Raw genomic sequence first — 18,954 nt, forward strand, 5'->3', positions numbered from 1 at the left:
GGCAGGCAGGCGTGGAAGAAGGCCTAGCGGCCTTGCCGCAGCAGGCGCCGCTCTTCGCTGCTCAGCATCGACAGCACCGAGGCATCGAAGCCGCCGCCATGGCCGAGCACCTGGACCGGAATCCGCGCGTCGGGGCCCGTCGGAGCCGAGGAAGAGAGCGAGCCGGCTTGCGGCGTCGGCTTCTTCTCCTCGCCCGGGCTCGCGCCCGCCGGCTCGTTGCCGAAGCCCAGCACGCGCACGGTGAACACCGAGGGCAGCGCCTGGCGCGCGGTGGCGCGTTCGCGCTGCACCGTGTCCTGCGCGGCCATCGCGGCTTGAGAAGCCGCCGCGCTCGCATTGGTGAGCGCGCCCACGTTGACCGAAGCCACCACCGGCAGGCCCTTCGATTCGCCCTTGACCTGGATGTTGGCGGCGTTCACCACCTGCAGCGCCGCGAGGTTCACGTTGCCCGAGACGCGGATACCGGCCTCGCCCGCGTCGATGGTGCCCAGCGGCGCGATCAGGTCGACGTCGCCCAGCGGTACTTCCGGGATCGGGTCGAGCGTCGCGATGCCCGCGCCCGTGCTCGGCACGTTGGGCGAGAGCTTCACGTTGCCCAGCGTGTCGTACTCGCGCTTGGGCGGCGTGTAGACCAGCGTGGTCTTCGAGCCGCGCCCGGCATTGATGTCGCCCTCTTCCGACCACGCGAGGATGCCGCCGCCGAAGGTGGTCATGATGCGCGACAGGCCCAGCAGGATGCTGCCCTGGCTGAAGATCCCGATGTCGCCCGCGCCCTGCGTGACGATGCCCGCGGTCGAGGGCGGCACCTGGCCCTGCACGCCCACCACCACCTGCCCGCCGGGCGCCAGCAGCTCGATGCTGCCGCCGAACAGCGTGCGCACGCCCGAGCCGCCGAACAGGGTGATGTCGCCGTCGCGCTCGATGGCGTTGCCCTCGGCATCGAGCTTCGGGAACAGCGCGGCGATCGCATCGCGCCCGCGCAGGTAGGAGCCGTAGCGCTTGCTGGCCTCGTCGTTGTATTCGCGTCCGCCCGCGCGCAGCTCCGCGAAGTACACCGTGCGCAGGAAGATGTGCTGCTGCTCGGGCGCCAGCGTGCCGAAGTAGGCCAGCGCCTCGGCGGGGCTGCCGCCGAAGCCGTGGGTCTTCTTCAGCCACTCGGCCAGTTCCTGCTCGTAGGTCTTGACCACCTTGCCCGAGCCCGCGAGCGCGGTGCCCTCGGGCAGCAGGTTGGCGGGATCCAGGTACTTCATCAGCCCCGCGTAGGCCGGGCCGCCGGCACCGGTGCCGGCCTGCAGCACGACGTGCGCGCCCGCGCGGTTGTCGCCCGGCACCACCTGGCCGATGCTCACGATCGTGCCCTTGTCGCCCTGGTAGATGTTGCGCCCGGCCGCGACCTCGAGCGTGCCGGGACCGGCGATGCGGGCGTTGGCATAGAAGATGTCGCGCCCGGCCTCGATCGATGAGACGTCGGTGTCGTTGGCATTCATGACCACGCTCGGCGCGCCCAGCGGGTCGTTGGCATTCCCGAGACCGAAGCCCACGATGTCGCGCCCCGCGCGCACCTGCGCGGCCTTGGCCGCGAGGTAGGTGGCGGGCCGCGGCGCGCCGAAGGTGCTGGCCGGCTGGCTGGCGCCCAGCGTCGCGCCGACGATGTCGCCGTCGACGGCATACAGCCGGATCGGCTCGGTGTCGCCGGCATGCAGCACGCCGGCCGGCGTGTCCGCGGGCTGGAAGGCGAAGTACCCCAGCGTGGGCGAGTAGGTCGTCGGCCCGCCGACGAAGGGCGGCGGCGCGATGCGCACCAGCGTGTTGGTGCCGTAGCCGTTGATCCCGTCGATGGTCAGCGTGACGATGTTGGACGTGAAGTTCGGTGCGACCAGCAGCCAGGCGGGCTTGAACGGATTGGGCAGCGCGTCGATGCCGGCCCGGGCGCCCGACATGCCGACCAGCGCCGTCGCCTCGCCCGCGCCGCTGGCATAGATCGAATCCGAAGCCAGCAGCTCGAGCTGGCCGCCGGCCGATGGTGTCAGCTCGTAGGTGGTGGGCGCATTGCTCTGCTGCGATCCGTAGTAGATGCTGCCGCTGCCGGCCACGGCCCTGAACTGCGCGGGCATCAGGGCGATGCCGTAGACGCCGCCATAGCCTTGTTCGTTGACACTGGTGCCCTGGCCCCAGAACGGCGCCAGGTTGCCGCCGGCGGCGAACAGCGAGACGGCCGTGCGCGGCGTCCACAGCGAGAACCAACTGCGGCCCACGCCGACCTTGGTCGGGTCCGAGGCCAGCGTGCCGAGCACGGTGTAGTTGAACTGGTAGTTCCCGACGGTGCCCGGATCGAGCATGGTGGCATCGCCGTAGCCACCCAGCACCAGGTCGCCGCGGGTGCGGAAGCTCGCCGTGCCGTCGCCGGGCACGATGGCCGGACCGCCGGCACTGCCCGCGAGGCTGGCGGTGTAGAGGTCCACGCCGCGCGGATCCTGTGAGCCCTTGACGCCGTAGGCGAGCTGGAGGCTGCCGATCGACCCCGCGTCGATGGCGATGTCGCCGCGCAGGTCGGCGAAGGTGCCGTTCATCTCGTCGGCGAGGGCCCGGCGGTCCGCGGCCGGCGCCGGATTGAGCGATCCGCCAATCTTCAGCCGCAGGTCGCCGCCGCCGGTCTGCACCAGCGTGCCTCCGGTCACGACGCCGTCGCGGGTCGTCACCGAGGTCACGCGGCCGGTGGCGCCGACCGCCACCGTGAGGCCGCCCGCGGGCCGGGTGCCGACATCGAGGCCGTTCGGGTCGTAGGCCTCGAGCACGCCGGCATGGCCGTCCACGCGCAGCGTGACGTTGCCGCCGCCCAGCGCGCCGAAACCGTCGAAGCCCGAGACGCCGATCAGCGCGTCGCTGCGGCCCGTGGCCGGGTTGTAGCGCGTGCCGGTCTGCACATAGGTGCCGAAGTTGATCGACCAGGCCGGCTGCTGTCCCATGCCGTCGCCGCCCTGCGTCCACAGCCAGCTGGCGATGGAGGTGGTCTTGTCGTCCCTCAACGGTCCCCAGTCGGTCAGGTTGCCCTGCGCGGCGATGTAGAGGTCGCCGCCGTGGTCGGGGAACCAGGTGCTGCGGTCGTTCAGCGCCGCGTCGTAGGCGGCCACGCCGGTGAGCTTGGCGCGCGGCAGTTCGAAGGCCGCGTTGCCTTCGGGCAGCTCGCTCTGCGTGCCGGCGGTGTAGACGCCGAAGGGCGTGGCCTGGCTGAAGTCGCCGCCGGCCAGGATGTCGAGGTCGCCGGTGCCGGTGCGGATCACGCTGAAGATCGGCTTCTGCGTCAGGCCGCTGATGCGCGAGTCGTCCAGCGTGATGTTGCCGGCGCCGCGCAGCGCACTGGCTGATCGCAACGCGCGCGTATCGGCGGCGGCGAGGTCGGCGCCGCCGACCAGGCGGATCGAGGCCGACGGGCTGCCGGCCGCGAGCATCGGTGCCAGCGCCCACAGCGGCCGCGAGCGCATCGACAGCACGTCCGCCGTGGTCGACACCACCGTGCCCGTGGGCAGCACGGTGCCGGCCGGCAGGTCCATCGACGCGGTCAGGGTGTAGCCGCCGACGAGCACCAGGGGATTGCCCGCCTGCCAGGTGGTGGCGGCGATGTCGAAGTCGAAGGGCAGCGAGGCGCCGGTGCCCAGCGTCGTGCCGCTCGGCAGCACGGTGCCAGCGGGAATGGTCATGCCCGCGGTCCAGGTGCGGGTCGGCGTGGCGATGGTGCCCGTCGCGGTCAACGCCGCCGACAGCGTGTAGCCCGCGGCCAGCGTCACCGCCTGCGGCAGCGACTTGCCTGCCGCCACCTGGGGCGGGGGTGCCAGCACCACGTCGGCATAGCCGGCCGTGGCCGAACGGAACACCGTGCCGGGGTAGATGACCGCGCCGTCGCCCAGGCCGTAGGCGATGTAGCTTCCGGGGCCGAAGCTGGTGCCGTTCCAGTTCCAGTCGTCCACGCGTCCCGAGACCACCTGGACCGGCTCCAGCATCTCGCCCCAGGAGTTCGCGCCGCCGAAGTAGTAGACGTTCGCGCCCACGTTCGGGTCGTAGGCGGGATGCAGCACGATCTGGCGCGGCGTGGCCTCGCCCGCGCGCAGCACCTCGCCGTCGTGCAGCTCGATGTTGAACGGCAGGGTCACGCCCACGCCCAGCGTGGTGCCGACCGCCAGCGTCGCGTTCTCCGGCAGCACGTAGTCGGCGTTCAGCTTGGCGCCGGCGAGCAGCAGCACCGTGAAGTCGTCGGGCGAGCCCTTGGGCTTGCCGAAGCCGTCGGTGATGCTGCCCTTGATGTCGAGGTCGCCCGCGGCGCGCACCGTCAGCGCCATCGGCTCGCCGCGGCCGTAGCGGTAGTCCGCGAGGTCGATGTCGCTGGCGATCGTGAGCTTGCCGCCCGAGGCCTCGCTGCTGATGATCTCCACGCCCGGGCGCAGGTGGTAGGCATCGCCATAGGCCTTCAGGCCCGCCAGGCGGCCCTGCAGCGCGCCGTTGGCGAGCGCGTTGGCGTAGAAGACCTGGCTCTTCGCGTCGATCTGGTTCAGGCCGACGGCGCCGGCCGGCACGTTGTCGGCGCCGGTGTCGCGCACGATGGTGCCCGCGGCATCGGTGGGCGCGTAGGTCCAGAAGCCGTTCACCGCGATGCTGGCCGCGCCGTGAACGTTCACCTGGCCCGAGGCATCGACCAGGATGTCGCCGCCCGTCTCGGTGGCGCGCCGCGCATTGAGCACCACGCGCCCGAAGTTCACGCCCGGCGCCGACACGTCCAGCGTGGTGCCGTCGTCCAGCCGCAGCCAGCCCTGGGCCGACGTCAGCTCGATCGCGCCACGGTTCAGGGCCTCGATGGGCTGGCCGTAGCTGTCCACCTGCAGCACCGTGCCATGCGCATCGAGCACCGCGCCGCCCGCCAGGCGCAGGTCGTCGCGCGCGGCCAGGCGGATGCTGCCGGGGCGCTCGCCCGAGGCGTCGATGCGGCCCTTCACCGTGAGGCTGCCGCCATCGACCGAGACCGTGACGTCGCGCGCCTTGAGCTCGTCGCCGATCTCCAGATTGCCCTGCTTGAACGCGAAGCCGCGGCTGCCGAGGAAGCCGGCTTCGGTGAGCCGGGTGTTCAGGGCCGCGAAGTCGCTCGTGAGCGTGGCGGCGCTGTCGCCGATGCGCTGCGCGCGCAGGTCGATGCCGCCGCCCGCATGGCCTTGCGCGCCGCTGCCGCGCAGCGTGCCGTTCAGCCGAACGACGCCGGCATCGGGCTTCGCATCGGCGCCGTCGTTCAGCGCCGAGACGCGCAGCGTGCCCGCGTCCTCGTGCGCGGCCGACACGTCGATCGTCGAGCCCTGCGCCTGCAGCACGTTGCCGTGCCGGCTCTCGATGACGATGTCGCCGCCCCAGGTGTTGCGCACCTGGTCGAAGAAGGCGAGGCTGCGGCCCGACACGTCGAGCCGCGAGCCAGCGGCCAGCGTGATGTCGCCCTCGGCCGTCAGCGTCAGCTTGCCGGTGGGCAGCACGATCGCCGAGGCGATGTCGATGCGGCCCGCATGCAGGTCGATCTGGCCGCCGACCTTGTCGCTGCTGGCGGTGGCGCCGTCGGGCGCGGTCACGGAGAGCGTGCCGCCCGCGTACAGCCCCAGCACCGCGCCGGACTCGGCCGTGAACAGCGGCGTGTTCAGCCGCACCGTGGCGCCGGTGCCGGCATAGGTGGCGGGATCGAAGGCGGTGCTCGGGTCGGCGCCGTTCTGGTAGATCGAGACCGTGCCGTTGGCATTGCCGACGATGCGCTCGCTGGCGTTCAGCGCCACGTCCGAGAAGCCCAGCATCAGCCGGTCGAAGCGCACCGAGCTGTCGGGCTGTGCCGGCGTCGGATAGCCGAACACGATGCTGTTCGCGTTGACCTCGAAGCGGCCGCTGCCCGGGCCGCCCGCCATCACGGCACCGGGCGCGGCGCTGCCGTACAGCGGCCGGCTGGCGTTGTCGTTGATGACCTTCGTGAAGGTGTCGTTCCACACCAGCGTGTCGGTGCTCAGGCGCACCGTGTCGCCGGCCGCGCCATAGCCGTAGATCGCAGGGCTGTTGAACACCAGCTGCTTCAGGTGCGACTTGCCGGTGGCCGGGTCGATGGTGTCGAGGTCGACCGTGCCGAAGAAGTTGATCGACTTGCCCGCGCTCAGCACCAGGTTCTCGATCGCGGGCACGCCCGCGGCGCGATTGCCGGCGAACAGCGTGTCGAGGATGCCCTGGTCCAGGCTCATGCCCGCCGGCAATTGCGCCACCGCCGCCAGCGCGGCCGCGGTGCCGATGTTGAACGAGGGCACGGCGAGCGACAGGTTGCGCGTGCCGATCTTCGGTGTGCCGACCAGCGACACGCCGAGGTCGGAATAGAAGCCCACCGTGCCTTCGGAGTACAGCGCCACGCCGTCTTTCAGCTCGATGTTGCTGCCGTACAGGCCCGAGGGCGCATCGAGCGTGAAGGTGCCGTTGGACACCAGCAGGATGGCCGTGCTGCCGAAGGGCGAGGCCTTGGGGCCGAACAGAAGGCCGCTGCGCGAATCGAGCCAGCTCGTGCCCTGGCCGAGCGTGCTGATGCTGGCGCCCTCCTCGAGCGTGATCTTGCTGGCGGCGCCGAGCACCACCTGTCCGCCGGTCAGCGTCACGCCGCGCTCGAGCACCAGGTTCTTCGCCATCAGGCCTTCGTTGCCGATCACGCCCTGCAGGGCGATGTTCGGCGTGGTGACGTTCGGCATGCCGCCGATGTAGAGGTTGGGCGCCTGCAGCTTGCCGATCTCTGACGCGGCCACGGCGATCGTGGTGGCGTCGTTGCGCGTGGCGCTGCCGTCGGCGGTGATGACGAGGTTGGTGGCGGCGGGATCGGTGTAGACGCCGCCGAGCAGCGAGAAGGCGCCCGGATAGCCGCCCCGGGCGGCCGAGAAGTCGGCACGGCCGTTGAACACCAGCGCGCTGGCGTTGGCGTTGTCGGGCGCGACGCGGGCATTGAAGATCAGCTGCTTGCCGTCGATCTCCAGTTGCGGACGCAGGGTGCCGAAGGTGTTCGCGCGAGCGAACTGGAACTGGTCGTAGCCCTGCTCGTTGTAGCTCGAGTAGGTGCGCAGCGTGGCGCCCGGCGTGACCGTGACCATGGTGCCGAGCGAATCGCGGATGGCGGTGTTGGCGATGCCCTGCACGCCGGTCAGCGCGTAGGAGCCGTTGCGCAGCGGCAGCGCGCCCGCGAACTCTTGCACCGCACCGCCGAGCTCGATGCGGAAGGCGCCGGGCAGCAGGGCGTAGTTGGCCGGCATCAGCGTGTAGGTGCCGGCGGCCAGGCCGGGCACGCCGTCGGGAAGGGTGATCTGCTGGCCGATGCCGGGCGCCGCGCCGGTCCAGGCCGCGTTGTAGCCGCCGGGCACCGGCGCCGTCTTCGCGCCGGGCACGATGGCGTAGACCTTGCCGCCGGCCTTGAGCGGACTGAGCAGCGTATCGACCGAGCCGCCGCGGCCGGTGACGAAGGCCGCGCCCAGCAGCTGTCCACCGCCCGACAGGTCCAGCAGCGAGCCGGCATCGCCGACCAGCGAGGCCGCGTTGATCCGGATGCCGACCTGGCCGTTGATGCCGAGCTCGTCCTTGGTGAAGACCCCGCCGAACTGGCCCGAGCCCAGGGCCGGCTTGAGAACGTCCACGCCGTTGACGGTGTAGTTGACGCCGTCCACCGTGCCGCCGAAGGGCATCGCGAGGCCGCTGGTGCCGACCGAGGTGACGCTGCCGTCGAGCAGCTCGACCTCGCGCGTCGCATTCAGCGTGAGCGAACCGAAGGGCGCGCGCACGACGCCGCCCTGGCGGATGACATCGGCGTTCAGCGTGAGGCTGCCCAGCACCGAATAGGGCTGCGCGGGCACGTCGCCCGTCGAGCGGATCGACAGCACGGACGAGGTCGTGGCATCGGGCGCCTTGCCCGCGCCGGCGCGGGCCACGGCCACCGCGCCGCTGACCGGGTAGACCTGCGCGGCGGCCAGCTCGAGATCGCCCCAGGCGCGCAGTTCGGTCGTGCGTCCCGAGGGATCGTTGAGTTGCGCCTCGGGCGCCGAGGCGGTGCCGGCGAGGAAGCGCAGGTCGCCGCTGCTCTGCAGCAGCGTGCGGTCGAACTGCATGCGCACCGCGTTGCGCAGGTCGATCAGGTCGGACTCGGTCGTGAAGCTGCCGCCGGTCTCGTGGTCGGGCAGCTTGGCGCCGCCCACCAATGGCACCTGCGAGGACGGCGAGCGCCCCACCATCTGAATGCCGCCGTCGAACAGCAGATAGGGCGCGGCGAGCCGCACGTTGGCGCCGGCCGTGGTCTGGTAGATCAGGCCCTGCTGCAGCGCGAGGCTGCGGCCCAGACGCAGGTCGACATCGCCGTCGAAGAAGAGGCCGGAACGCGCCCACAGCGACAGGCTGTCGAAGCCGCCGCGCGCGACCTGCGCGGCGCTCACGCGCGCCGTGCCGACGACGAAGCCGTCGTCGAGCGCGCCGGGTGCCAGGTCGGCCGCGAGGCTGCCGGGCCGGTCGTCCTGCGCCACCATGATCACGCGGCCCGGCCGGGTCAGCGGATCGATGCCGAAGGGGCCGCCGTAGACCGGCGATTCGAGCACCAGCGACAGGCTGCCGCCGCTGGCGCCCGCGCCGCCGGCCGCGGCGCGCAGCTCGCCGTCGAGGAAGAAGCTCTGGTAGGAACTGATCGTGATCGATCCGCCGTCGCTGGCCACCGTCCGCGGCGCGCGCGCGGGACCGGCGGTACTGCCGCTGCCGGCCGCGACGTCGAGCACGGCGCTCGCGCCCGAGGCATCGATGCGCGCGCCCGGGCGCACGACCACGTAGGAACTGCTGGACATGACGCCGCTCGCGAGCGGGTTCTTGCCGCCCAGGCTGCCGAGCACGATGGCACCGCCGTCGAGCACGGTGCCGTAGGTCCGGCCCTGCGCGTCGAGCGCGGTGTAGGCGCGGCCCGCGACATCGAGCACCGCGTGCTCGCCGATCCACACCGACATCGCGTCGGCGGGATCGTTGTCCTCGTAGTTCCATTCGTTGGGATGGGCGATGCGCCAGGCCGCGGCCACGTCGTCCAGCGTGCGCGTGTTGACGATGGAGATCGCGCCGCCCGGCGCCACGAAGCTGCCGTCGACGGTGATCTGGCCCTTGCTGGTGAGGTCGATGCGCCGGCCCGGATCGACGCTGACCACCGCCCCCTCGCCGATCACGATGCCGCCGCTGACCAGCGGATTCGCCACCGCGCCCGCGACCGAATTGGGAATGCCGCCGGTCAGCGACAGGTCGGCGCCGGCGCGCTGCCTGAGCGTGCCCTTGAGCGCGTTCTCGGCGAACAGCGGCGGCAGGTAGAGCTGCGCGGCCTCGGCCAGCGCATCGCCGGCCAGCGACTGCTGCGGCGCGCCGCTGCCGAGGCTGGCGCCGGTGAGGCGGTAGATCGGCATCGCCACGTCGACCTTGGTGCCCGGCTTCACGACCGCGCCGGCCGCGCCGCTCAGGTTGTAGGCCGAGAAGCCCTGCTGGAAGAAGGCCTGGGCATCGGTGACCTCGAACACCGGCATGACGGAGGCCGCCACCGGCAGCACGGCACCGCGCTGCAAGGCGGTGCCGGCGATGACGTCCAGGTCCATCGCCAGCACGGTGCCGGCGGCATAGGTGGTGGTGCGCCGGTAGATCGGCAGCGGTGCCGTGAAGGCATCGGCCGGCATGACGTAGCCGGCCGGAAAGGAATTCTGGATCGTCACCACGAGGTAGCCGGCCGGAACGAGGCTGCCGGCCGCATAGGCCGTCTGCACGCCCGTCACCGGATCCCTTGCGTACACGCCGTCGATCGGCGTGGTCCAGCCGTTGGGGCCGACGGTGACCGGCTTGTTGAAGGGGATGTTCACGATGGCGTTGGGCGGCACCACCGCGCCCAGCCGGATGAAGTCGCCCGAGGACACCTTCAACTCGAAGGGCAGCATGGTGCCGGCCGGCAGCACGAAGTCCGCGCCGACCGTGAGATCGAAGGGCGCCGCCTCGCCGGGCGCCAGCAGGCCGCGGGTCGCCAGCAGCGTGCCGCCGATGGAGATCGCCGCCGGCGTGACGATGCTGAGCTTGCCGCCGCGGGTGAAGCCGTAGGAGGCGATGGTGCCGCCGCCATCGATCACCAGGCCGCCCGCGCTGAGGCTGACGTCGCCGCCCGCGCCGCCGAGCACGCTGCCGTTCGACAGCAGCGCCGCGCCGGCCGAGGCGTCGATGCGCGAACCCGACTCGAGCTGCAGCGCGCCATTGGTGACCAGCGTCACCGTGCCGCCGTTGCGGAAGGCCGCGCCCCAGGCGCTCGCGGGGTCGAGCGCCGCGTTGGTCCACAGGCCGCGCGTGTCGATCACGATGCCGCGCTGGACCGTCAGGCCGTGGAGGTCGCCGAACAGGCCGGTGCCGCCCACCAGGCTCACGGAGCCGCCGCGCGCGCTCAGGCTGCCGTCGAGCCTGACGTTGCCCGAAGTGGTGAAGTCCATCGCGCCGCCCGGCGCCAGCGCGAGGTCGCCGCCGATCGTCAGGTCGCCGAAGGCCACCGTCTTCAGGCCGCCGAGCCCCGCGTCGTTAAGGCGGTCGCGGTTCATCCACACGAGGTTGCCCGTCTTGGCGATCGCGCTCGGCAGCTGCTCGTCCGACGGGCGCTCGTTGTCGATGCGCACGTCGGAGATGCTCTGCAGACGCGGACTGGCGCCATCGGTCTTGAGCGTCGGGTCGTAACTCTGGATCACCAGCCGCGCCGGCAGCGCCGCCTGCGTCTGGCTCAGCTTGTAGGCATCGCTCACCGTCAGCGGTCGCGCGTCGGTCTGGCGCGGCCCGTTGTAGACCCGCGCCTCGATGTCGCCATCGAGCAGTGCGTTGGCCGAGGCGATGACCAGCGAGCCCGCGTCGCGGCCCACGGTGTAGCCGTTCTCCATCTGCCGCTGCGGCGCGATCAGCGGGTTGTAGAAGGAGTCGGTCACGCCCCAGCGCGCGTGCTTGTCCTCGTAGCCCACGTACACGCCGCTGTAGACCAGGTCCGCGGGCGCGTTGTTCGCCGTGTAGAGCCGTCCGTCGCTGCCCTTGAGCCAGGTGTTGTGGATGGAGCCGGTCTGCACGTCGAGCGTGCCGCCCGACAGGTTGATGTTCGAGCCCGCCGCGGTGACCGTGCTGTCGCCGGCCAGGTTGACGATGCCGCCCTGTGCCGTCCACTCGCCGATGCCGTGGCCCTGGTTGCCCAGGTAGCCGCTGACCTCGAGCAGCCCGCCGGCCGTGTACCAGCGGTCGCTGTCGTACACGCCCGCGGCCGCGGGCACGCGCACGAGGCGCCGGCGGTCGACCCACAGGTCGCGGTTGAACAGCTTGCCCGCGTCGCGGTTCAGCGGTGCATCGCGCAGCTCGTTGCCCTGCACGTTGACCTTGACGTCGTTGCTCTCCATCGCCACCCGCACGCCCACGCTGCCCGACACGTCGAGCTGCGCGCCCGAACGCACGCGGATCGCGCCGAAGGTGGCCGGCGTGGTGGTGGCGACGTCCTCCCGCGTGCCGGCCGCCGCGTTGCCGGCCGACACGGCGAGCTGGCCGCCGGTGGCCAGGGTCAGCGAGCCGCCCTCGAAGTCGACCGCACTGCCGCCGACGATCTCGATGCGCGACAGGTCGCGCCGGTCGGTCAGCGTGGACAGGTTGTCGAAGTTCCTGCCGGAGGTGGCGGCCGCCAGGGCGCGCAGCTGGTCGAGTGCCGCCGAGTCCTTGATCAGCGCATCGCGCTGGGAGTCGAGCGCGGTGGTCTTGCCGTCGTCCTCGGTCACGATGGCCGTGACCGCGCCTTCGCCCATGCGCACGGTGCCCTTGGCATCGTTGGCCGACGTCAGCAGGTGGACCGTGCCGCGCGTGTTGACCGTGGTGGTGGCCACGGCCACGCCGTTCTGCCGCACGTCGCGGCCCGTGAGCGTGATGTCGCCCTCGCGCGCCAGCAGCAGGCCGCTGTTGACGACCTTGCCCGCGGTGCTGTCGGCAACGAACTGCGGCGCGACCTCGCTGCCGCGCGTGGTGGAGAAGGTGTTGCCGTCGGTGCCCACGCCCTTGCGGATCAGGAAGCTGTCGCCCGCGGCCAGCAGTGCCTGGCCCTTGCGCGTGGCGATCTCGCCGGCGTTGGAGACCTCGGTGCCCAGCAGCATCACGTAGCCGCCGCCGTCGGTGACCGAGCGCGGCTCGGTGGTCGTGATCTTCGCGCCGGCCTGCACCTCGACCTTGCCGAGCGCGTCGGTGAAGGTGGGGGTCGCCACGCTGGCGCCGTACAGGCCGCCGCTCGTGAACTGGTTGTCGGTGATCCTGGCCGCGGCCGCCACCAGGTTGCGCACGTCGACCTGGCTCGAGCCCGAGAACACGATGCCGTTGCGGTTGGCGATCATCACCGTGCCGTCGGCCTTGATCTGCCCCTGGATCTGCGAGGGCCGCGCCTGCGGATCGTTGACCTTGTTCAGCACGCTCCAGGCCGACTGCTGCTGGAACTCCACCGTCGTCTGCTTGCCGACGTTGAAAGTCTCCCAGTTGAGGATCGCGCGGTCGGCGGTCTGCCGGATCGCGACGTTGGTGCGGCCGTTCGATACGGTCTGCACGGGCGCGCTGGCGTTGAGCCAGCCGGCGGTCAGCGAATCGGTGTCGACCTTGAGGCCGCCGTCGGCCAGTCCGTCGGGAACGGATGCCGGATCGTTCGCGGCCGCCTGCCGTGCCGCGGCCTGCGCGCCCTGCTGCGCCGCGATCGCCTGCGCCGCCAGGTTGAGGTTGCCGATGGAACGCTGCAGTTGCGCATTGGCCTGCTGCTGCTGCGCCTGCGTGCTCGTCAGGCTCGAGGCGGGCATGCCGTTGGGCAGCCGGCCCGTGGCGATGGCGGTGTTCTGCGCCATGTTCTTCTGCGCCATCCAGCCGGCGCTGAACGCGCGCTGCGCATGCGCCGTGCCGAGCAGGCCGCCGGCCGCCAGCGCCATCGCGATGGCCCGCGCGATCGGCGCCCTCCGCAGATCGTGCCTCGCCCGTGGATGGTGCTTCGCCTGTGTCGCCTGCCTGGCCGCGCCGCTGCGTCCGCCTGTGCTCATGTGATGTTCCCGCCCGCTGGTTGAGTCGTTGCCACGGCCGGCCGCTCGCGCGGCCCGCCATTTCTGGAGAGAACCCGACATCGCTGCGGCAGGAAGCCGCCGATGCAAGGCCCGTCCCTTCTAGATGGCTGGCACCGCGCGAAACCCCGAAGAATTTTTTTCTCCCGGGCCGACGACCGCTGTCATGACGCGGTCATCGAATCCACCCTCAGCTCAGGATCAGCACACCGCCCGGCAACGACCGCGCGCTCAGGTCGAACGAGCGCTGGATCTGCAGCAGCGCCGCATCGAGCGCCTTGAACTGCAGGCGGGCGCTGAGGGTCTTGTGGCGCAACGACGGCGCCATCAGAACGACGCGCCCGGGCCGGTAGCGGTTGATCTCGTCGATCACCGCGGACAGCGGGCTGCGCTTGAACACCAGCTCGCCCCGGCGCCAGGCGGCCGCATCGGCCGGATCGACCGCGATCGGCGCGCCGATCGACGCGTCGTCGTAGCTCGCCTGCTGCCCCACACGCAACGACAGGCTGCCCGCCGGATGCTCGACGCGCACCGCGCCCTCGATGCAGGTCACGCAGGCCTTGCCATCGAGAAAGCGCACCTCGAACTTCCCGCCCTCGCAGAGGCTGCGCCCCTTGCCCGCGACCACGCCGAAGGCGCGCTCGGCGGCGCGCACGTCGACCGCCGCTTCGCCGGCCAGCAGGATCAGGCCGACGGTCCGGCCCTCCGCGGCGACCTGGCGCACGCTGGTGCGGGTGTTCATCGTCACGTCGACCTGGCTCGTCAGCGCCACCGAGCGCTGTTCGCCGGCCGCGGTGCGGTAGTCCGCGTTCCACTCGTCCAGCGGCGTCCAGAGCCCCAGCGGCGGATGCACCACGGCCACGCCCGCGACCGCCGCGGCACTCACGGCCGCGCCCAGGAAGACGCGACGACCGAGCGACGACCGCTGCAGCAGCCGCTGGTGGTGGCGCGCGAGTTCCGCGCGCGTGCCCAGCAGCTTGCCGAAGGCGGGCTTCAGCAGGCGCCACTGGTCGCGCGCCTCCTCGAAGGCCTTCTGATGGCGCGGGCCGAGCGCGCGCCAGCGCTGGAACGCCTGCGCGTCCTCCTGCGTCGCCTTGCCCGAGGTCAGCAGCACCAGCCAGGCATGCGCGTCCTGGCGCAGCAGCTCGGGGAAATCGGTCTTGTCGGATGAATCGGAGAGGTCGCGCATCTCAGCTCCTTCGCCTCGCGCTGCCCGTGCGGTCCGTCGCACGCCTGCCTTCTCTCAAGATGGATTTCGCGCGGCGAATCCCCGAACTATTTCTTCTCGACATCTTCATCCCGGCCTGCCGTTTCGCTGCGCGAGGCGGGTCGCGCAGTAGTCCTGGCCCGCTTTCAATTCGTATTCGACGGTGCGCAGCGACACCCCCAGGTGCTTGGCGACGTCCTGCTGCGACCAGCCCTCCCAGCGCACCAGCAGCAGGATGTCGCGCCGCCGCGCCGGCATCTTCTCGAGGATCTCGTGGAGCGCCTGCAGCTGCGAGCGGTCCTCGGCCACCCGGTCCGGTCCGGCCGCGCCGTCGGGCACCAGGTCGAGCAGGACCTGCGCGTCTTCGGCGGACAGCAGCTGCTGCTGGCCGCGCCGCGCCTCGAGCGCGAAGTTGACCGCCATCCGCATCACGTAGGCCTGCGGATTGGCGATCGGCCCCTGGATCTCGCCGCGCTGCAAACGCAACCAGGTGTCGTGCAGCGCATCGTCGGCGAGCTCGTCGTTGCCCACCGTGCGGCGCAGCCGGCGCTTCAGGTCGCCATAGCGCTGGACCAGGAAGCTGCGCAACAGCGGCAGGACGTCTTCGGCCATGGTCAGGGCACCGGCTGGCAGACGCGCGCCTGCGCGACCGCATCGAGCGGCAACACGATCAGCGTCAGCGGCTGCCTGAGATCGGGCGGCGGCGGCTCGACGCGCAGCGTCGAGAGCGTCGAGATCACGGCCGCGTCGCGCTGCCGGTTGCCGGTCGACGCGAGCAGGCGCGCCTGGCGCACCAGGCCGGCGGCATCCACCTGGAAGCGCAGCATCGCGCGGTAGTCGCTGGGGGCGGTGCGCGGGTCGGCGCACAGGGCCTTCCACACCCCGGCCTGCACCGAGCCGTCGTAGCGGCGATGCAGCTCGGCGGGAACATCGCGGGCCGCGACCTCCGGAGCTGTCTTCAGCACGAAGGCCGCGATCCGGTCCCGGTGGCCCCCGACGTTCTCCGCCGTCAAGCCGGTTCCGGCGAGCAGCGCATGCAAAGCCGCCAGCGGCGTGTAGCGCCCCTGCACGGCCGCCGAGCTGCGGCCATCCACCAGTTCGTCGTCGAACAGCACCGACTGCCGCGCCGCGTTGGCGAACTGGTCGAGTGCGATGGGCAATGGCTGGGCCGGGATGTTGAATTCGATCTGCGACTCGCTCGATCCCGGCGCGGTGGTCGGGGACTCGATCGGTTGCGCATGCGCGGCGCCCGCTCCGGCCATGAGAGACAGCGAGATCAGTCTTCGTGCCAGCGCGACCACATGACCCAATAGCGGGGAGCCTGCCATTTCCTGTCGCGCAGCCGTCGATTCCAGAAGGGAGGAGCGACGCGAATCGCCCGGGGCCTGAAACTTAAGGACTCAAGACGACACTTTCGTGACAGCCTGCGAGCCCGCCGATGCAAGCGCGGCGGCGAGAACCCATGTCATAAATTCCACCTAGCATGGCTGCATGAGCCTGCATCGCCCCAGCCGCCGCCAAGTCCTTCGTGGTGCGACGGCCATGGCCTTCGCGTCGTCCGTCGGCGCCAGCTTCGCCCAGGGTTCCCGCGCCACGGAACAGCCGGCGGTGCGGGTCACGCAGCTCATGGACACGTCGCCGAGCCAGCAGGCGCTGTCGCGCGACTATGCAACCGGCTTTCGCCTCGCGTTCGCGGAGCTCAAGGCCACGACAGGGCTCAACGTGCAGCTCAAGGCCGTGGAGGTCGGCGACTCGGACGCCGACGCCCAGGCCGCGCTCAAGGCCATCGGCGAGGACAGCGCGCAGGTCGCGCTGGTGGGCACCGTGGGAGAGCGCCTCGCGCTCGCGAGCCTCGCGCATGCCGACAGCGGCCGCCTCGAGATCGCGCATGTCGCGCCCTGGCTAGCCGACTCGCGCTTCGATGCGAACCCGAACCTGTTCGCCCTGTTCGCATCGCGCGAGGACCAGATCCGGCACGTGCTCAAGAACCTCGCGACCATGGGCGTGGCCAAGATCGGCATCGTGTACCCCACGGCCGCTCACGCCACGGCGCTGCAGCCGGGCATGGCGCAGATCGCCGAGCGGCTCAAGCTCGAGGCACAGGTGCTGACGGCGCCCAGGGGCCGCGACCTCGAAGCCTTCGGCGGCCAGCTGCCCGCCAGCACGCCCTACTTCCTGCTGTTCACGGGCGATGCCATCGAGCTGGCCCTGTTCACGCGCGGGCTCGCCAAACGGGGCGTGCAGCGCACCGTGGTGTGCCTGTCCGACGTCGACACCAACACCTTCCTGCAGCTGAGCCCCGGCAAGGGCGTGCCGATCATCTTCACGCGCGTGGTGCCCGATCCGCGCACCAGCAAGGTGGCGATCGTGCGCAGCTACCGCAACGCGCTGCAGCGCTACTTCGACGAGGACCCCTCGCCGACCAGCTTTGCCGGCTACCTCGGCGGCCGTTATGCGGGCGCCGTCATCGCCGGCGCGGGCACCGAGCCCGGGCGCGCGAAGCTGCTGACCCAGTTCAAGCGCCGCGCCGCGGTGGACCTCGACGGCTGGCGCTTCGACTATGCGGGCGGATCGCGCGCCAGCAGCCAGGTCAGCCAGATCCTGCTGAACAGCAGCGGCAACTTCGTGGGCTGAAGGCCGCCGGGCACGCGCGGGCCCGTCGATCGTGACGCTAAGATGCGCGCGCGGCACGGCGACGCCGGGCCGCATGCCCGTCGGCCCCGCGCCGACACGATCGAACAGGGAGAGAAAAATGAAATTGCTGCTGTCCACCGGCGTGCTCGCCGTCTTGCTGTCGCACGGCCATGCCAGCGCGGAGTCGCTCGCGCAGTCCGCGAGCGACCCGCTCCTCGAAGCCGCTGCCTCGCAGGCCGCTTCGTCGTCCTACATCAAGAGAAGCTGGGTCGGGGCCAAGCCACTGATGGCGTCGGACCCGAACCAGGGGATCTACCCCTCGGCCCGCTGGGAGACGCGCACACGCAGCTTCCTGACCACGGATGGCCTGCCGCCACCCGCCCAGGCCGTGGATGGCCGCGGGCTCGCGGTGGCTTTCGCCCTCAACGCCGTGCTCGACGCGACGGGCGCCAAGGACTATTTCGTCAAGCGCTGAGTCGCGGTATCAGCCGACGCGCTGGATCATCTTCCACCCGTTCCCCGACGGATCCCGGAAGCCGGCATCCACGGTGCCATAGCGCTCCACCGGCTCCTGCGTGAACTCCACGCCCTGGGCGCGCAGCCGTTCGTAGCTCGCGCGGCAGTCGTCGACGCTCAGCACCAGCGGCGGCATCGCGCCCTTGGCCACGATCGCCTGCAGCGCCTGCGCTGTGGCCGCGTCGTGCACCGGCGGCCCGGGCTTGAACAGGCCGAGCTGGAACGCCGGCTGCTCGGGATGCTGCACGGTCAACCAGCGGTAGTCGCCGTTGCCGACATCGGTGTGGACGCGAAAGCCGAGCTTGCCCGCGTAGAAGGCGAGGGCCTCCTCCTGATCGCGCACATACAGACCGACCGTTTCAATACCTTGGCTCATGGAATCTCCTGTGGTTCGGCCTCGTTTGTACCGGCCGCGGCCTGGCGGCGCTTCTCCGAAACTGCTGTTTCGAGATGGGGCCGCTGCGAGGCGCTGATGATGCAGGCGGGCACGGGCCCGAAGGCCTGCGCCTCGCCCTTGCCGCGTGTGCGCACCTCGCCCGGGCTGCCGCCCGTGATGTCGCGGAAGGTGCGCCCGAAGGTGCCGAGGCTGGACCAGCCGGTGGCGAAGGCGATGTCGGTGATCGAGAGTTCGGTCTCGCGCAGCAGCGCGCTCGCGCGTTCGATGCGGCGCGTGAGCAGGTAGCGGTGCGGCGGCGTGCCGAAGGCCTGCTTGAACGAGCGCGCGAAGTGGGCCTCGGAAACGCCACTGACCTGCGCCAGCCGCTCGACCGGCCATTCCTCGTGCGAGGCGGCGTCCATGCGGTCCTTGGCGCGCAGCAGGCGGCGCAGCAGCGCGGGGTCCTGAACGGGTGGCGCGGCGTCCGCACTTGCCATGGGTGTGTCTCCTTCGATGAACATGCCGCCATGCGTCGGCACGCGGCATTGTGTCGCAGGAGCGTGCGGAGGATCTTCGCGGATGCCTACAGCGCCGGCCGCGCAGCGGATGGCGCGCGCGCATCCTTCGCGGGATTCAGGAAATCGAAACGCGTGGCCACTGGCGAGGACTCGGGCACCACGTAGACCACGCCGCGCCGTTGTCCCAATGCGGGCTTCACGTAGGCGTCGTAGAAGGCGGCGGGAACGTTGATGCAGCCGTAGGAAATTCGGTTGTCGGCGATGGTGGGCGACGCGAGCCGCTCGAGCCGTCGGTCGGCCTTGTTGGTGGTGCGCACGCGGTGCATGGAAATCGCGGCGTCGTAGTCGACCCAGACGATGTCCTCGCCGCCCGTGTTGCGCCCCGGTTCGGAAGCGAAGCGTCCGGCCGGCGTGGTGCGTTCGTGCGGACGGATCTTGGCCATGGGGCGCTCGCCGATGCCCGGCACCGAATCGTCGCCGCGCGCGAGACCCAGCAGCACGGGCGATGAACCTAGAAGCGTGCCCTTTGCGTCGAAGACGAAAACACTCGCGGCTTTCTTGTCGACCACCGCGAAGGCGCCG

The 18,954-nt window shown here is 71.2% G+C and carries 9 protein-coding genes; 2 read left to right on the forward strand and 7 right to left on the reverse strand.

The window, feature by feature from the left end; genetic code table 11:
* Positions 1-23: 23 nt before the first annotated feature.
* From AC27VN_RS02260 to AC27VN_RS02275, 4 genes are all read right to left on the reverse strand, one after another.
* A complete protein-coding gene (locus tag AC27VN_RS02260; RefSeq protein WP_490875485.1) occupies positions 24-13,103 on the reverse strand; it encodes a filamentous hemagglutinin family protein in 13,080 nt (4,359 codons plus the stop codon).
* Positions 13,104-13,311: 208 nt separating this feature from the next.
* Positions 13,312-14,310, reverse strand: a complete 999-nt coding sequence (locus tag AC27VN_RS02265; RefSeq protein WP_490875486.1) for a FecR family protein — start codon at positions 14,308-14,310, stop codon at positions 13,312-13,314.
* A gap of 105 nt (positions 14,311-14,415) precedes the next feature.
* Complete coding sequence (locus tag AC27VN_RS02270) at positions 14,416-14,940, reverse strand: RNA polymerase sigma factor (protein ID WP_296786574.1); 525 nt, start codon at positions 14,938-14,940, stop codon at positions 14,416-14,418.
* Positions 14,941-14,942: 2 nt separating this feature from the next.
* On the reverse strand, positions 14,943-15,656 hold the full coding sequence (locus tag AC27VN_RS02275) for a TonB family protein (protein ID WP_490875487.1): 714 nt from the start codon (positions 15,654-15,656) through the stop codon (positions 14,943-14,945).
* Between the two features lie 163 nt (positions 15,657-15,819).
* On the opposite strand from AC27VN_RS02275, the gene AC27VN_RS02280 reads away from it, so the two are divergent.
* Positions 15,820-16,962 carry a type 1 periplasmic-binding domain-containing protein gene (locus tag AC27VN_RS02280; RefSeq protein WP_490875488.1) on the forward strand — a complete coding sequence of 381 codons (1,143 nt, stop codon included), beginning with the start codon at positions 15,820-15,822 and terminating at the stop codon, positions 16,960-16,962.
* Positions 16,963-17,080: 118 nt separating this feature from the next.
* Positions 17,081-17,437, forward strand: coding sequence for a hypothetical protein (locus tag AC27VN_RS02285; protein ID WP_490875489.1), 357 nt, complete (start codon positions 17,081-17,083; stop codon positions 17,435-17,437).
* A 9-nt stretch (positions 17,438-17,446) separates the two neighbouring features.
* On the opposite strand, the gene AC27VN_RS02290 is transcribed toward AC27VN_RS02285, so the two are convergent.
* The 3 genes from AC27VN_RS02290 to AC27VN_RS02300 form a co-directional block, all read right to left on the reverse strand.
* A complete protein-coding gene (locus AC27VN_RS02290) occupies positions 17,447-17,854 on the reverse strand; it encodes a VOC family protein (protein WP_398492175.1) in 408 nt (135 codons plus the stop codon).
* Positions 17,851-18,351, reverse strand: coding sequence for a helix-turn-helix transcriptional regulator (locus tag AC27VN_RS02295; RefSeq protein ID WP_490875490.1), 501 nt, complete (start codon positions 18,349-18,351; stop codon positions 17,851-17,853). Before AC27VN_RS02295 ends, AC27VN_RS02290 begins: the two co-directional genes overlap by 4 nt.
* A gap of 86 nt (positions 18,352-18,437) precedes the next feature.
* Positions 18,438-18,954 (reverse strand): L,D-transpeptidase (locus AC27VN_RS02300; protein WP_490875491.1); only part of this gene is annotated, 517 nt, incomplete at its 5' end.

The organism is Variovorax sp. 20P10.2.4 (assembly GCF_058244205.1).

Excerpts from the sequence above, each read along its gene's own strand:
- AC27VN_RS02260 (WP_490875485.1), bottom strand. The coding sequence starts at position 13,103 with ATGAGCACAGGCGGACGCAGCGGCGCGGCCAGGCAGGCGACACAGGCG.
- AC27VN_RS02265 (WP_490875486.1), bottom strand. The coding sequence starts at position 14,310 with ATGCGCGACCTCTCCGATTCATCCGACAAGACCGATTTCCCCGAGCTG.
- AC27VN_RS02270 (WP_296786574.1), bottom strand. The coding sequence starts at position 14,940 with ATGGCCGAAGACGTCCTGCCGCTGTTGCGCAGCTTCCTGGTCCAGCGC.
- AC27VN_RS02275 (WP_490875487.1), bottom strand. The coding sequence starts at position 15,656 with ATGGCAGGCTCCCCGCTATTGGGTCATGTGGTCGCGCTGGCACGAAGA.
- AC27VN_RS02280 (WP_490875488.1), top strand. The coding sequence starts at position 15,820 with ATGAGCCTGCATCGCCCCAGCCGCCGCCAAGTCCTTCGTGGTGCGACG.
- AC27VN_RS02285 (WP_490875489.1), top strand. The coding sequence starts at position 17,081 with ATGAAATTGCTGCTGTCCACCGGCGTGCTCGCCGTCTTGCTGTCGCAC.
- AC27VN_RS02290 (WP_398492175.1), bottom strand. The coding sequence starts at position 17,854 with ATGAGCCAAGGTATTGAAACGGTCGGTCTGTATGTGCGCGATCAGGAG.
- AC27VN_RS02295 (WP_490875490.1), bottom strand. The coding sequence starts at position 18,351 with ATGGCAAGTGCGGACGCCGCGCCACCCGTTCAGGACCCCGCGCTGCTG.